Source organism: Pseudomonas sp. PGPR N4 (genome assembly GCF_059693665.1).
Window position 1 is genome coordinate 260,826 of the sequence record NZ_JCAUKV010000003.1, and the last position, 14,854, is coordinate 275,679.

12 protein-coding genes are annotated in these 14,854 nt (G+C 65.2%); 10 read left to right on the forward strand and 2 right to left on the reverse strand.

Going from position 1 to position 14,854, the window contains the following annotated elements:
* The first annotated feature begins 2 nt into the window (after positions 1–2).
* The 10 genes from gspD to AC58X1_RS14985 are packed head-to-tail and all read left to right on the forward strand — an operon-like array spanning position 3 to position 8,546.
* On the forward strand, positions 3–1,955 hold the full coding sequence (gspD, locus tag AC58X1_RS14940) for a type II secretion system secretin GspD (RefSeq protein ID WP_401179438.1): 1,953 nt from the start codon (positions 3–5) through the stop codon (positions 1,953–1,955).
* Complete coding sequence (locus AC58X1_RS14945; RefSeq protein ID WP_150571082.1) at positions 1,955–3,403, forward strand: GspE/PulE family protein; 1,449 nt, start codon at positions 1,955–1,957, stop codon at positions 3,401–3,403. The genes gspD and AC58X1_RS14945 overlap by 1 nt, the downstream gene beginning before the upstream one ends.
* A gap of 3 nt (positions 3,404–3,406) precedes the next feature.
* The gene (gspF, locus tag AC58X1_RS14950) at positions 3,407–4,609 is read left to right on the forward strand and encodes a type II secretion system inner membrane protein GspF (RefSeq protein WP_150571042.1); all 1,203 of its coding nucleotides are present in this window, start codon (positions 3,407–3,409) and stop codon (positions 4,607–4,609) included.
* A 15-nt stretch (positions 4,610–4,624) separates the two neighbouring features.
* Complete coding sequence (gspG, locus tag AC58X1_RS14955) at positions 4,625–5,059, forward strand: type II secretion system major pseudopilin GspG (RefSeq protein WP_101317055.1); 435 nt, start codon at positions 4,625–4,627, stop codon at positions 5,057–5,059.
* A 3-nt stretch (positions 5,060–5,062) separates the two neighbouring features.
* Positions 5,063–5,500: a type II secretion system minor pseudopilin GspH gene (gspH, locus tag AC58X1_RS14960; protein ID WP_497429045.1), complete on the forward strand. Its 438-nt coding sequence runs from the start codon at positions 5,063–5,065 to the stop codon at positions 5,498–5,500.
* Positions 5,497–5,865 (forward strand): type II secretion system protein, encoded by a 369-nt coding sequence (locus tag AC58X1_RS14965; protein ID WP_207072487.1) that lies wholly within the window; start codon positions 5,497–5,499, stop codon positions 5,863–5,865. Before gspH ends, AC58X1_RS14965 begins: the two co-directional genes overlap by 4 nt.
* Positions 5,862–6,452, forward strand: coding sequence for a type II secretion system protein (locus tag AC58X1_RS14970; protein ID WP_150573298.1), 591 nt, complete (start codon positions 5,862–5,864; stop codon positions 6,450–6,452). Before AC58X1_RS14965 ends, AC58X1_RS14970 begins: the two co-directional genes overlap by 4 nt.
* Entirely contained in the window at positions 6,449–7,522 is a 1,074-nt protein-coding gene (locus AC58X1_RS14975; protein ID WP_150573299.1) for a GspL/Epsl periplasmic domain-containing protein, read from the forward strand. The genes AC58X1_RS14970 and AC58X1_RS14975 overlap by 4 nt, the downstream gene beginning before the upstream one ends.
* Entirely contained in the window at positions 7,519–7,905 is a 387-nt protein-coding gene (gspM, locus tag AC58X1_RS14980) for a type II secretion system protein GspM (RefSeq protein ID WP_497429046.1), read from the forward strand. Before AC58X1_RS14975 ends, gspM begins: the two co-directional genes overlap by 4 nt.
* Before the next feature lie 8 nt (positions 7,906–7,913).
* Positions 7,914–8,546, forward strand: coding sequence for a type II secretion system protein N (locus tag AC58X1_RS14985; RefSeq protein WP_224785578.1), 633 nt, complete (start codon positions 7,914–7,916; stop codon positions 8,544–8,546).
* Positions 8,547–8,698: 152 nt separating this feature from the next.
* Here the strand turns inward: AC58X1_RS14985 and AC58X1_RS14990 are convergent, their stop codons facing one another.
* Both AC58X1_RS14990 and AC58X1_RS14995 read right to left on the reverse strand, forming a co-directional pair.
* Positions 8,699–13,000, reverse strand: a complete 4,302-nt coding sequence (locus AC58X1_RS14990; protein ID WP_497429047.1) for a hemagglutinin repeat-containing protein — start codon at positions 12,998–13,000, stop codon at positions 8,699–8,701.
* A gap of 28 nt (positions 13,001–13,028) precedes the next feature.
* Positions 13,029–14,711 carry a ShlB/FhaC/HecB family hemolysin secretion/activation protein gene (locus tag AC58X1_RS14995; protein ID WP_497429048.1) on the reverse strand — a complete coding sequence of 561 codons (1,683 nt, stop codon included), beginning with the start codon at positions 14,709–14,711 and terminating at the stop codon, positions 13,029–13,031.
* Positions 14,712–14,854 lie beyond the last annotated feature (143 nt).

Here is a 14,854-nt window from a genome sequence, read left to right on the forward strand (position 1 = left end):
TGATGTTTGCTAGATACTGCGCAGCGGCTGCATTGAGCCTGAGCTTGTCATTGGCCTGGGCTGAAGAGCCCGAAGTGCTCGACGAAGGCGGCACGCCGATGTACGAAGTGAATTTCGTCGACACTGACCTGGTCGAGTTCATCGACAGCGTGTCGCGGATCACCGGCACTACGTTCATCGTCGACCCGCGGGTCAAAGGCAAGGTCACCGTGCGCACCGTCGACCGGCATGACGCTGACGCCATCTACGATATCTTCCTCGCCCAGCTGCGTGCGCAGGGTTACGCCGCCGTCGACCTGCCCAATGGCAGCGTCAAGATCGTCCCCGATCAAGCCGCGCGGCTCGAGCCGGTGCCGGTCGAGAACGCCGCCAGCAAGAATACCGGCAGCGATGGTGTCGCCACCCGCGTGTTCAATGTGCGCAATGCGGGCAGCGAGCAGATACTTGGCATCATCAAGCCGCTGATCGATCCCCGGGTGGGCGTGATCACGCCGTACCCTGCGGCCAATCTGCTGGTGGTGACCGACTGGCGCAGCAACCTCGAACGCATCGACAGCCTGCTGCGCGAACTCGACCAGGTCAGCGAGGAGCCACTGCAGGTGATGAAACTGCAGCACGCCAGCGCTGCCGATACCGCCCAGTTGGTCACGCGGCTGCTGGCCAGTGAACAGGCCGCCGACCGTGCCCAGGTGGTGGCCGACCCGCGCAGCAATGCCTTGCTGGTGCGCGGTAGCGCCGACAGCCGTGAGCGCGTGCGCGCCTTGTTGGCGCAGCTGGATCGGCCCGGCGACAACCTGCACAGCAGCAATACCCAGGTGATCTACTTGCGCCACGCCAATGCCAGCGAAGTGGTCAAGGTCTTGCGCGGCCTGAGCCAGACCGGCGCGGTGCCGGCCGAAGGGCAGGGCGAGGGCAAGGATCAGCCGGTGGCGATGGCCAGTGACTCCGGTATTCGCCTGGAATACGAGGAGGGCACCAACGCTGTGGTGATGGTCGGCCCGGACAGCGAGCTGGCGGCCTATCGCAACATTGTCGAGCAGCTGGATATCCGTCGTGCGCAGGTGGTGGTCGAGGCGATCATTGCCGAGGTCTCGGACATTCAAGCCCAGGAGTTGGGTGTGCAGTGGCTGTTTGCTGACGAGAAGTTTGGCGCTGGCGTGGTCAACTTCGGCAGTAACGGAGTGAACATCGCTGGTATTGCCGGCGCGGCCGCCGAGGGTGATACCAGTGCGCTGGGCAAGCTGCTGTCGGCCACCACTGGGGTGACTGCCGGCATCGGCAACTTCGGCGGCGGCTTCAACTTCGCCATGTTGGTCAATGCACTCAAGGGCAAGAGCGGCTTCAATCTGCTGTCGACGCCAACCCTGTTGACCCTGGACAACGCCGAGGCGTCGATCCTGGTCGGTCAGGAGGTGCCGTTCGTGACCGGCTCGGTAACCCAGAACAACGCCAACCCGTACCAGACCATCGAGCGCAAGGAGGTCGGGGTCAAGCTGCGGATCAAACCGCAGGTCAACGTCGACAACAGTGTGCGCCTGGATATCGTCCAGGAAGTTTCGTCGATTGCCGACAGCAGCAGCGCCAGTGACGTCATTACCAACAAGCGCGAGATCAAGACCAAGGTCATGGTCGAGGACAACGGCCTGGTGATTCTCGGTGGCCTGATCAGCGATGAATTGAGCACCAGCAACCAGCGTGTGCCGCTGCTTGGTGATGTCCCCGTGCTGGGCCGCTTATTCCGCTCCGATGCCAGCCGCAATACCAAGCAGAACCTGATGGTGTTCATCCGCCCGCGCATCCTGCGTGACGGCCCAAGCCTCGCCGGTCTGAGCCAGGACAAGTACCGCAGCCTGCAGCAGAGCACGCCGCTGCAATTGCCAGTGTTGGCCGAAGGCTCGCAGTTGTTGCAGGTGTTTCCGGCCAGCCGCGCGCGGCTCGAAGGCGGTAACTGGTGATGCTGCCCTATCGCCTGGCGCGCCAGTCCGGCCTGGCCCTGGCACCACTCGCCGAAGGTTGGCAGCTGTGGCTGCGGGCCGACGCCGACAGCGCGCAGTTGCAGGAACTGCTGCGCGTGCACGGCCAGCCGGCAGCGGTCGAGTACCTGCCGGCGGCAGACTTCGATCAACGCCTCGGCCAGCTTTATCAAGCCGGCAGCGCGGCCAACCAGGCGTTGATCGAAGGCATCGGCGAGCAGGTCGATCTCGACAGCCTGATGAGCGAAATGCCACGCATCGAAGACCTGCTCGAAAGCGATGACGAAGCGCCGGTGATCCGCCTGATCAACGGCCTGTTCGGCCAGGCCATGCGCCTGCGTGCATCGGACATCCACATCGAAACCTTCGAGCAAAGCCTGGTGGTGCGCCTGCGCGTCGACGGCCACCTGCGCGAAGTGCTGCGCCCACCGCGGGCACTGTCGGCGATGCTGGTGTCGCGGATCAAGGTCATGGCCCGCCTCGATATCGCCGAAAAACGCCAGCCACAGGACGGCCGGATCACCCTGCGCGCAGCTGGTCGCGAGATCGATGTGCGGGTCTCGACCTTGCCTGGCATCCACGGTGAGCGGGTGGTGATGCGCGTGCTCGACAAGCAGGCCAGTCTGCTGGCGCTGGACAACCTGGGCATGCCCACCGCCGTGTTGCAGGGCTTGCGCAATTGCCTGGCGCGGCCCAATGGCATTGTCCTCAGTACCGGCCCGACCGGCTCGGGCAAGACCACCACCCTGTACGCCAGCCTCAACAGCCTCAACGACGGCAGCCGCAACATCCTCACCGTGGAAGACCCGGTCGAATATGCCATCGCCGGCATTGGCCAGACCGCGATCAACCCACGCGCCGGGCTGACCTTTGCCGCCGGCCTGCGGGCGATTCTGCGTCAGGACCCGGACGTGATCATGCTCGGCGAAATCCGCGACCAGGAGACTGCACAGATTGCCGTGCAGGCCAGCCTCACCGGCCACCTGGTGCTGTCGACCCTGCACACCAACAGCGCCGTGGGCGCCGTTACCCGTCTGCGCGACATGGGCATCGAGCCGTTTCTGATTGCCTCGTGCCTGCGCGGCGTATTGGCCCAGCGGCTGGTCCGGCAACTGTGCAGCTGTGCTGTCGCGCAGCCGCTGCAGGCCGCAGAAAAACAACTGTTCCCCGAACTGGGCGCGTTGCGCGAGACCTTTCACGCGGTCGGCTGCGAAGCCTGCCAGGGCAGCGGCTATGCCGGACGGATGGGCCTGTACGAATTCGTTGAACTGGATGCCGGGCTGATTGCCTTGCTGTACGAGGGCGCCAGCGAAGTGGCCATGCACGCCTACCTGGCGGACCGTCGGCGCAGCCTGGTGAGCATGGCCAGTGACTGCCTGCAGCGCGGCCAGACCAGCCTTGCCGAAGTGTTGCGCGTGGTCCAGGGCTAACCTATGCCGACCTATCGCTACCAGGCCGTCGACCTTGCCGGCAAACGCCACGCCGCCACTTTGCAGGCCGACAGCGAGCGCCATGCACGGCAGTTGTTGCGCGAGCAGGGGTTGTTCGCCAAAGGCCTCAAGCGCCACGACAACGCGACCGGTCGCTCCCGTCACCAGCGCCTCAGCCGGGCGCAGCTGTGCGAGCTGACCCGCCAACTGGCAACCCTGACTGGCGCCGGTATCCCTCTGGTCGATGCCCTCGCCACACTGGAGCGGCAGTTGCGCCAGCCGGCGCTGCAAGCGGTACTGGTCGGTGTGCGCGGGGCGTTGGCCGAGGGCCTTGGGCTGGCCCGGAGTTTGGCAAGGCAGGGCGCGCCGTTCACTGGTCTCTACTGCGCGCTGGTCGAAGCCGGTGAGCGTTCCGGGCGGCTGGCGCAGGTGCTGACGCGGCTGGCAGATCACCTCGAACAGGTCCAGCGCCAGCAACACAAGGCGCGTACGGCGTTGATCTATCCGGCGGTGCTGATGGGGGTATCGCTGGCCGTAGTGGTCGGCCTGATGACCTTCGTGGTGCCCAAACTCACCGAACAATTTGCCCATTCCGGACAGAGCCTGCCGCTGGTGACCTCGATCCTCATCGGCCTCAGCCAGGGCCTGGTCAGCGCCGGGCCCTGGCTGTTGGCGGCGGTCCTGCTATTCAGCGTGATCAGCCGCTGGCTGCTGCGCAAAGCGCACTGGTGCCTGCGCCGCGATCAATGGCTGCTGCGCCTGCCGCGTGTCGGCGGCCTGCTGCAAGTGCTGGAAAGCGCGCGGCTGGCGCGCAGCCTGGCGATTCTCAGCAGCAGTGGCGTGGCCCTGCTCGAAGCGCTGCAGGTGGCCACCGAAACGGTTGGCAACCGGCGCATTCGCCAGGCCATGGAGCAGGTCCGCCAGCAGGTCGAGGGCGGCACCAGCCTGCACCGGGCACTGGACGCCAGCCAACAGTTTCCGCCACTGCTGGTGAACATGGTCGGCAGCGGCGAGGCCAGCGGCACCCTGGCCGACATGCTCGAGCGCGTGGCCGACGACCAGGAGCGTGGCTTTGCCCGTCAGGTCGATACCGCGATGGCGCTGTTTGAACCTTTGATGATTCTGGTGATGGGCGGCGTGGTGCTGTTCATCGTACTGGCGGTCTTGCTGCCGATCATGCAACTCAACCAGGGCCTGCAACTGTGACAAGGAGAACCGGCAATGCAGCATCGACGTAAGCGCCAACAAGGCTTCACCCTGATGGAAATCATGGTGGTGATTTTCATCATCGGCCTGCTCATCGCCGTGGTCGCACCGAGCGTGCTGGGCAATCAGGACAAGGCCATGCGCCAGAAGGTCATGGCCGACCTGGCAACGCTCGAGCAGGCGCTGGACATGTATCGGCTCGACAACCTGCGCTTTCCCAGCAGCGAGCAGGGCTTGGCGGCGCTGGTTACAAAACCGGTCGCCGAACCCGTCCCGCGGGCCTGGCGCAGCGACGGTTATATCCGCCGCTTGCCAGAAGACCCTTGGGGCACTCCGTACCAGTACCGCATGCCCGGCGAGCATGGTCGGGTCGACGTGTATTCGCTGGGTGCCGATGGCGTAGCGGGCGGCGAAGACCTGGATGCCGACCTGGGCAACTGGGCGCTGTGACCGATGCTCGCTCAGCGTGGCTTCAGCCTGATCGAACTGCTCGTGGTGCTGGCGATTGCCGGCTTGATGAGCGGCCTCAGTGTGGCCTGGCTCGACAGTGGCAACAGCAACGTCAGCCAGACGCTCGAGCGGCTGGCTGCACAGACCCGCGAGCAAGCTGCGCTGGCGCGCCATGCCGGGCAATTGCGCGGGCTGCGTTGGAACGGCCGGCGGCCGGAGTTTGTTCGCCGCGAGGGCGACGCCTGGGTGGTCGAACCGGTGCGCCTCGGCCAGTGGCCAAAGACGCTGCGCCCGGACTGGTCCGCCAGTGCTACGCCGCAATTGCTGTTCACTCCCGAGGGCTGGGCACAGCCCGGCACGCTGCTGTGGCGCTGGCCGCAAGGCAGCCAGCGCTGGCAGTGGGGGCGCGACGGTCGCTTGCTGACCCAGGCCGCGCCATGAAGTCGCGCCAGGCGGGCTTCACCTTGCTTGAGGTCGTGGTGGCGCTGGCCATCGCCTCGGTGCTGGCGGTGATCGCCAGTCAGGTCCTGCGCCAGCGCCTGGCGGTGCAGGAGACCGTACAGCAGCATCGCCTCGGGCTGCTCTGCGCGCGTGAATTGCAGGCGCGCTTTGTCGTCGAGCAGTACTGGCCTGCGGCCAATCAGGGCAGCGGAGAATTGCAGCAGGGCGGGCAGACCTGCCATTGGCAACTGCAATTGCGCAGCACCGGTGTGCGTGACCTGCGCCGTGGCGAGCTGCAGTTGTTCGCAGACCGCGAGCAGCGCCTGCCGCTGGGTTTGTACAGCGTGTTTCTGGAGCGGCCATGAAGCGTCGCCAGGCAGGCTTGACCCTGATCGAGCTGATGGTCGCGCTGGCCCTGACCGCCGTGCTCGGGATCATGCTCGCCGCGCTGGTCAACGGCTGGCTCAAAGTTCGCGAACGTCTCGACAGCACCAGCAACGAACGCGGTGTGCTGGAGTTTTGCCTGGCCCTGGAGCGGCGTTTCGACAGCCCGGTGCTGCGCCGTCTCTATGAGCAGCGCTTGCCCTTGGCCGTGCGCTGGCTCGATTGGCAACCGCAGGCGCAGCAGTTGCTCTGGGTGGCTGCCGCCGCCTGGCCGCAGGCCGAGGGCGGCTCGCGGCTGCAACGTCAGCGCCTGCGCTTCGATCCGCGCGAGCAGCAGTTGCTGTTGGAAAGCTCGGCAGACCTGTATGCCGTCGGCATGCCGCATTGGGTCGTGCGCGAGCGGTTGCAGCGGGTCAGCAGTTGGAGCGTTGTCTATTACCAGGGCGGCCGCTGGCTGGCCTGGCCTTCCGATCAACCGGCACACCCCGGCGCCGGTGTACGGCTGCAACTGCAGCGTGATGGAGCACCTTATGTCTGCACGTTCGTCCTGCCCTGGGGGCTTTCATGAAGCGTGAATGGCGGTGGCGCTCGCCAGCGCGGCCTTGGTTGTTGGTGCGGCCTGTGGCTGATGGGCATTGGCACTGGTGCCTGCTGGACAACGGCGTGCTCCGTGACGAAGGGCAGGGGCCCCCGCCGCAGGGCCTCAACGCTCGGGTTGGCGTGGTGGTACCGGGGGACGCATGCAGCCATTTTCAGGTGCCGGCGCCGCCCGGGCTCAAGCGTGAGGAATGGCCGCTGCTGTTGGAGGATCGCCTGCTGCAAGGAAGCGATGAGGTTGACTGTGCCTGCATCGGTCGCGCGACAGGGCAATTACGGCTGGTGGTGGTGGCACGTGATCGGCTCGATGACTGGTTGGCTCAGTGCGTGGAGTGGGGCCTGGAGGTGGAACGTTGCTGGTCGCAGTTTCAGCTCTTGCCGGCGCTCGAGCGGGGCTGTGGATGGCAATGGCGACAGGAGCAAGCGACCTTGTATGCGCGGGTCGACGAGGAGGGCTGCGAACACTGGCTGGCCTGGCCACAGGGGATGGGTGGTGCGCCTGCGCCATGGGGTACACAGGTATTTGCGCAGGTCGATGGGCCCTGGCCGAAGCGGGTTGCGGATCTCGATGCAGCACCGGGGCTGCGGGAAATGCGCCGCCCGCGCAAATCGTTGAATGTCACGGCTCAGCACAAAGGCTTGATCGCTGCCTGCCTGGTGCTCGCCGCTGTCTGGGGCGCCCTGTGGTTAAGCCAGCAATGGCGTCAGGCCCAGCTCTATCGTGAGCAGGTACTGGCGGTCACTGGCCCCCAGGCCTCACCGCGTGAAGCGGCGCAGGAGCTCAAGCAGCTGCGTGCTGCCGACGGCGAGCGAGCCTTGCGCCTGCGCCGGCTCGACGGCTTGCAGGAGCAGTTGCAGGACTGGTTGCACGCGCATCCGCAGTGGCGTCTGCGCGCGGTGCGCTTCGATGGGCAGCGCTGGCATCTGCACCTGGATGGCGAGGGCGCGCTGCCGCCGTGGGAGGAATTGGCCGCTGCGGTCGGCGCGACGGTACAGGTGCAGGCAGCGGGCGTGGTGTTCGATCTGGGGAGCAGTTCATGATCCGCGTACTTTCGCCCCGCCTGCGTATGCGCCTGGCCTTGGGGCTGATCGCGTTGTTGCTGGTCGTCATTTTGGTACGGGAGGTGAACGCACGCTGGGCCCAGATGAGCCAGTGGCGGGGGCTGGCCGAGGCGGCGGTCAGCCTTGAGCGCGGCGCTGGATTGAGCCTGGAGCGTTTGCGCCAATCCGCCCAGGCCCGGCATATCGAGCTGACCGAGGTCGAGTTGCAGGACGATGATTGGCACGTGCGCGGGGCGGTCGCCGACGAGCAGGCGCTGCTGGCGTGGTTGCAAGCATTGCAGGCCGAGGGCGTGCAGCCGCTGCAATGGGGCATGGAGCAGGCTGGCAAGCAGTTGCGCTTCGACTTGCAGTTTCGGCCATGAGGGTGCGCGTGCTGTTGTGGCCGGCGCTGGTGTGTGCTGTAACCCTGCTTGTGGAGTTGCCCGCGAGCTGGTTGCTGCCAGGCAGGGTCGTCAGCGGCAGCCTCTGGCAGGGACAGGCCGAGCAGGTGGGCGATGTCGGGCCGCTGCGTTGGCAGTGGCGACCGTGGCGAATGCAGGCTGAGGTCCGCTTGGCTTATCAGGGGCAGGCTTGGCTGGCGCGGTTGAGCGGTTGGCCCTGGCGCTGGCGGGTGGAGGTCGAGGCGCTCGAAGCGGCGCCGAGTGTGCCGGTGGCTTATCGCCTGGCGGGGCAATGGCAGGGGCGTGTCAGTGTGACGGGTTCATGGCGACAGTGCGCCGGTACCGAGGGGCGTTTGCAGGTGACCGACCTGGCGCTGGTATCGCCGTGGTCGCTGCAGTTAGGGCAGGGCTGGCTTGCAATGCACTGTGCGGGTGACTGGCGCTTGCAGGGTGCGCTGGCCCAGCAGAATCAACACCAGATTGATCTCGATGCGGACCTGCTCGCCCGCCGCGCGCGGGTCGCTTTTGAGGTTCAGCCAGAAGCCGCGCTGACGCCATTGTTACGTGGCGCCCAATGGCTGGGGCCGCAGGCTGGCAAGGGCGAGCGGCAGGTAAGGTGGTAGTTGCAGCGCACACTCGCGTAAGCCTGTTAACACCAAGTTAACAGGCTCTTACAGTTTCATTTGTTGGCGATTTTAGTGGGGACCTCAGGGTTAAGGCCCTGACTGGCTTCGTTATTGGCGGTTGGCGCGGGACAGGCCCGCGCCTGATTCATCTATCGGCGCCCGCCCTTGCCCCCGACACTCGATACCCACTCTTCACTGCGGCTATGCCCACTGGTACGCAGCAGGCCCAGGTCCAAGCCATTCTCGCCATCGGCGCGGACGCTGTTCTTGATCACGTCAAGCAAAGCCGTGCCCAGGTCGACCGGCGAATTTGACGCATCCACTGCGAAATCGCGGCGGTAGTCGCGGCCATATAGGGTCTGCTCGGTGACGGATGCAGCTTGCACCTCCACTTGGCCTTTGCCTGACTGCAGCTTGGCACCTTCCAGTTTCAGATTGCCGCCGACCTTGAGCTGGACTCCATCGCGTCCACTCAAACTCGCTTGCTCGCTGACGGTGTCGCGCTGAACCTGCGACACGTCCAGTTTCAGCGTAGGCGACAGGCTTGGGTCGACCTTGCTGACCTGCTTGCCGAACTTGCCGGTGAGCTTGTCGCCCGCGGGACCTGCCAACGCAGCCAGGGCATTGTTGAAGCCCTGCGGATTGCGCTCGCGGCTCAAGCGCGCATCAACATCGACGCTGAGGTTGTTGACTTGGTCCTTGCGGCTGGCGACCAGTAGGTCGCCACCGATGTCGGCGTCGATGCGTCCTGCATCCAGGCGCGCGCTCAGCAAGCGACTGTCGCCGCTGCTGGTCAGGACGATGTGGTCGGCGCGCAGGTTGCTGGTGTTCCAGGTCTGGTTGTCGCGTTGGTCGAGGTTGACCTTGACCCGGCCGTGCAGGCCTTGGCTGTCGAGGCTGCCGCTGGATTGGGCAAAGCCGGCGCCGGCAGTGACGGCGAGGTTGTCGCGCCGCTCGCTGTTCGATGAGCCTTCCAGCAGCAGGCCGCCGTTGTCTGCGGTGATCGCGATCTGCCCCGCCGTCGCCTGCAGCCCTTGCAGGTGCATGGCAGTTTCTTCGCGTGCGCTGCTGGCCAGGGCCAGCTTGCCGGTGGCGTCGATCTGCGCATCCACTGCCTGGCGCGAGGACTCATCCACACGACCACTGTTGAAGTGGCCGCCAACTGCGCCACCGCGGCTATTGCCTTGCTTGAGGGCCAATTCCAGGCCGCCGCCGAGGGCGTTGCCGTGGCCCTCGTGACTTGAGGTAGCGGCCTTGACCTGTAACAGCCCGGCGCTGTTCATATCGACGTTGGCGACCTTGGCCGCACGGCTGCCGATACGTGTGCCTTCCAGCAACAGGTCGCCAGCATTGCTCAGGCTGACATCGCCCTTGGCGTCGATCTGGGCTACCTGCGCAGTCGTATCGTCGAGCGAGCGTTGCTCGCCCTTGAGATAGCCGCGCACTTCACCCCCCGTGCTGCCGGGGCGGTTGCCGCCTTTGGCCCAGGCGTTGCCCTCGATGGCATTGATCTGCTCGCTGTGCCGATCAGTGGCCTGCACCAGGCTCAGTTGCCCGCCGCTGTGCAGGCTTACCCCCGCATCGCCACCGTCGAAGCGGCTGCCCTCATAGCGGCCTTCGCTGCCCAACTGAACCTGAATGCCTTGCTTGCCGTAGAGGCTGCCTGGGCGGGCCGTGTCCTTGCTGACAAGACTTGCCAGTGAATCACCCTTGGCCGAGGCGCGCACATTGATGTCTTCGCCAGTGCTGGTGTCGACCCGCAGGTCGCCGCCATAGGCCAGGCGGTCGACCTTGCTCTGCTGCTGATCAACCGCCGCCGCCATGTGATGATGGTCGGCATCGATCTGCAGGGTGCCGGTATTGGCTCGCCATGCCGTACCTTGATCATCGATGCGATCTGCCTTGAGCACCACCGAGCCACCACTCAGCTCGCTGACCTGCGCATAGCCGCGGCGCTGGTTTTCCAGGCGTTTGAGGTGCTCCACAGTCATGTCGGCGCCGGCGCTCGGGGCGACCAGCGCATCCTCCACAGAGGCCTGCTGGAAGCGCTGCCCCTCACCGCCTGCGATCAGTTGCTCGATCGGCCGGGTGAGCCCGCGGTATTCCAGGCTGCCACCCAGGCTGGCGCTCCAGTCGTTACGGTTGTGCTCGCGCACTTCAGTGTCATGCACCGCCCGATTGTCGATGTGCTCGGCATCGATTTGCAGAGTATCGCCGGCAGTCACCCGTGCGGCTTCGGTGACCAGTTGCTTGCTGTTGATATGAAGGTTGCCTGTGGCCGAGAGTTCGCTGCGCTGCACCTTGCTGTCCTTTTGCTGTTGCGTATCGCGGTTGTGGTGGCCTTCGAAGGCCGCACCGAGCTTGTCGATGCCGCCGCTCAACAGCAGGCCGCCGCCGCTCTGGCTGGAGCTGTCGAGCGACTCGTGCTGATTGTGGGTGGCGCTCAGGGTGGTTTGCTCTGCGTTGATGTTCAGGTCGCCGTGGGTGGCCTTGACCTGTGAGCCGTTGACTTGCAGGTGGGCATCGCTGCGCAGGTCGACGTTGCCGGCTTGCAGCTCACTGCCCAGCTGGGTGGTGTCTTGCTGCTCATGCTGGCTGTTGACTACCTGATAGCCCAGGCCCGCCTTGTACTGGTGCGAAGCAGGCTTGCCGTCCTCAGCCTCCTGGGTCTGCTTGGCAGATGCGGTGAGGCCGCGTTGATGAGTTGAAGCCTGCTGCTGGGATCGAGACTGGGCACTGTCGATCAGCAGGTCGCCCTTGGCGTCGACCTTCAGCTGCTGGCCAGCCTTGAGCCTGGAGCCGTGAATGCGCATCTGCTCGGCGCTGGCCAGGTGCAGGTTGCTCTGGGCCTGCACCTCGCTGGCCTGGGCTTGTTCATGTTGCTCGGCGTCGTCCTTGCTCTTGCTTATGAGGCCGAACAACTTGCTGTCGCGGCTGTGCGAGTTGGAGCTTGACTGGGTCTGCCCGCTGGTGACCTCGAGGCTGCCCTGGTCACTGTGCAGGACTGCCTCGCTCTGGCTATGCACTTCACTGCCGCGGACCCTGATCGCGCCGGTGGCACTGGCGCTGACCAGGCCAGCCTGAAGGCGGCTGCCGCGGGCGGTTTCCTGATAGTCGTCGCTGTTACTGTCGCCATTCCACAGGTGTTTGCGATGGCGGATGGTTTGGTTTACCCGCGTGCTGTCGACAGCTGCATCGATGTCCAGTTTGCCGCCGCTGGCGAGATTAATCTGGCCCTCGCTGGTTAGCGTTGCGGCAGCCATTCGCAGGTCGCCGCCCGACTGCAATTGGACCGCTTCGTCAGCCTTCAACGTGGTGCCTTGCACGGTGCGTTCGGTGGTAGTGCGGTCGCGGTTGTAAGTCTCTGTGGTCACGAACCACCAGCCTTTATCCCAGTTCTCCTGCTCGCGGGCGATGGTTTCGCGAGTAGTGGTATCCAGGGTCAGCTGTTGCCCGGCCTTGGCTTCGATACGCTTGGCCTGACCATCAATAGCGCGCAGGGTCAAGTTGTCCCTGGCCTGCAGCGCCAACAGCCCCTGCTCGCTGCGTAACGTGGCGGCCTGGCCGGGTTCACCGCTGATGAACAGATCGCCTGCCGAACCGATGCTGACGCCGTCGCGGCCGTTGACCTGCACCGCGCCAACGCGCACGCCGGCACCTTCGCCAGTACTGACTATCCGAATACGCCCTGCGTGCATCGCACCGAACAGCTGGGCGTCGATGCTCGAAGGCGTCGCAGCCAGGTGTTCGACGACGTTACCGGTCACCGCATCGATACGATTGCGGCCAACGGTGATGTTGAGGTCGTCCTTGGCGCCGAGCTCGCCCGTGCTGTGAATCTGCGGTGCGATCAGGTCCAGCGCACCGCCGTCGTTGCGTTGGCCGCCGCTCAGCACCTGCAGCGAGCCGCTCGCCTGCAAGGTATCGAGCAGCTTCAACTGCTGATCCTGGACCTCTGCAGTACCGACCGCGAAGCCGGCCCGGGTGGTGTTGATGAAGCTGCCGCCGTTGAGGGTGATGCCGTTGGGGTTGGCGAGGATGTAGTTGGCCGCGCGACCGAAGATTTCCTGCGGGCCTTCGATCAGCGAGGCGTTGCGGCTGACCACCTCATTGAGGATGGTCGAAGCGGCCTGACCGTGAAACTGCGGGTTGGCCGCCAGGGCGCCGGCCAGTTGCGACTGGCCCGACTGCAGCGAGTTGTTGAGCACCAGCCCGGGCTTGCCGACGTTATAGTCGATGAACTGGTTGTGCGACAGGCCACTGGCATTTGGCGGGACGATTTCGATCACCGGCACGCCATGGGCCGGGTTGATTACGGGCGTTCCACCGGGGCCGCTGCTGGGCTGCAATGCGGGTTGGGCAAGGGCTGCGCCCGTGCAGAACAGGCCGACAAACACCGCCCAGCGCAGTGTGTCTGGTTGGATCAAGGGGAGTTGCGCAAGGTTTTTCATTATTGTTTTTCTCGTGGTGGTGGGTGAATCACAGGGACAGGCTCCAATCCAGCACCCAGAATCCCGGCTCGAGGGCCTGTCGAGAACGGTCACTGGCGTACAGCGGAAATTGATAGTCGAGGCGCAGGCGGCTGCCCGGCAGGCTGACCTCGACGCCAGCGGCGGCGCCGGCCAGTCGTTGCCAGGGGCTGTCGCTGGTGAGGCGGGCCCAACCTAGGTCTAGGCTGAGTTGTGGGCGCAGCTGCAAGTTGAAGGGCAGGGGTATGGCCAAGGGTTGGCTAACGCTGTTGCGCCAGACCGCGCCGCTGGCGCCGGCGACGCTGTAGGCGCGAAAACCGCGTACCGCCGAGTCGTCGCTGAGCAGCAACTGTTCGATGGCCGGCAGCACATCGCGGCTGTACTGCAGATTGAGTTCGCTCTGCCAGCGCCAGGGGCTTTGCGCTGGCCCCTGACGCACATGCAGCAGATTTGCCCGGTACTTGAGAAACTGCGCTTGTGGATGCGCGGCTGCGCTAGCCGGTGGGTCTGCGCCAAACCAGGCCAAGCCGCGGGCAATGCCGAGGTAGCCGTGCCACAGGCCTGCGTCCAGCCACAGCAGATTGACCCCGGCGTCCAGCGTGGTCAGGGTCGGGCTCTGTAGTTGCAACAGGCTGTCGTCGAGGCGGTTCTGCAGTTGCTTGTGGTCAAGCCGCGTGCTGGCGCTGAGCATGCCGTGCTGACCGCGCCAGAGCACGCGCTCGGCGCTCACGCCCTGGAAGCGGCTAGTGCCGTTGCTGGTGTAACGGGTATCCGGAATCGGCGCTCGGTAGCTCAGCTGGCTGGCGTTGACGGCGAACGTCCACGGGCCGTAGGGCACGCTGTAATACAGGCTGGCGCCCTGGCTCTGCCCCGGTGCGTCGAATACGGCGGCGTTGAGGGTCAGGCGCAGGTCGTCGTTGACCTGCAGCGGGCTGTCGACGCCGAGGCCGAGGCTCAACCGGTGGCGACCGGTAAGGGGGCTGCCGCGGTTGTCCAGGCGGCTGTCCAGGTGCCAGCGCGAACCCACTGCGCGCGGCTCGATGAGTATTTGGGTGCCGCCCTGCAGGGTGCCCGGCAGCAGCGCGGCAGTCAGGTCGTAGGCGCGCAGCCGATTGAGTTGGTCGAGGCCTTGCTCCAGATCAGGCAAGTACAACGGCCGGCCCAGCAGATGGGGAAAGGCGCCGCGTAACGACAATGGCAGGTCGGGATCGGCAAGCCTGATCGACTCGACAAAGCCTTCGATGATGACCACCTCGAGTGGCTTGCCAGTCGCCGGTTGCCGGGCCAGGTACGGTCGACTGGCCGGATAACCGGCGCGTACATAGAGTTCGGTGATGGCCTTGAGTAGGCGATTGAGATCGGCCACGCCCGTGCAGGATGGCAGCAGCGGCCGCAGGTGTTGTTCAAGGTCGGCGCTGGAGATCTGTTTGTTGCCGGTGATGCGCACACCGGAGATCGCCCAGCACTGTTGATCAGGCGGGGCTGACGTGGTCGACTCGACAGTGCTGTCGACCCGCCCCCGGCGCTGCCACTGCTGCAAACGCTGGTGCTGCTCGATTTGCTGCAGCGCGCGTTGTTGATCACGTATCTGCTGGCTGGCGGGGTCGCTGGCGAGCGCCTCTACTGTGCCAAAAAGGCCCAGCAAGAGGGCGCAAAGGATTAGTCGACCTACACGGGGCAGGCAAGTAGGCATGGTGAACTTCCGCAACTAGGGCACGGTTTGCGTGCTTCTTTGCGGAAATTCTAAGAAGTTGGCTATTGGAAAATATGCCGTACCTTGCTGACCGGAGCGTCAGACAAGTGCGCGAAGTGCGTAGGAAATTTCTTGTCAGGAAC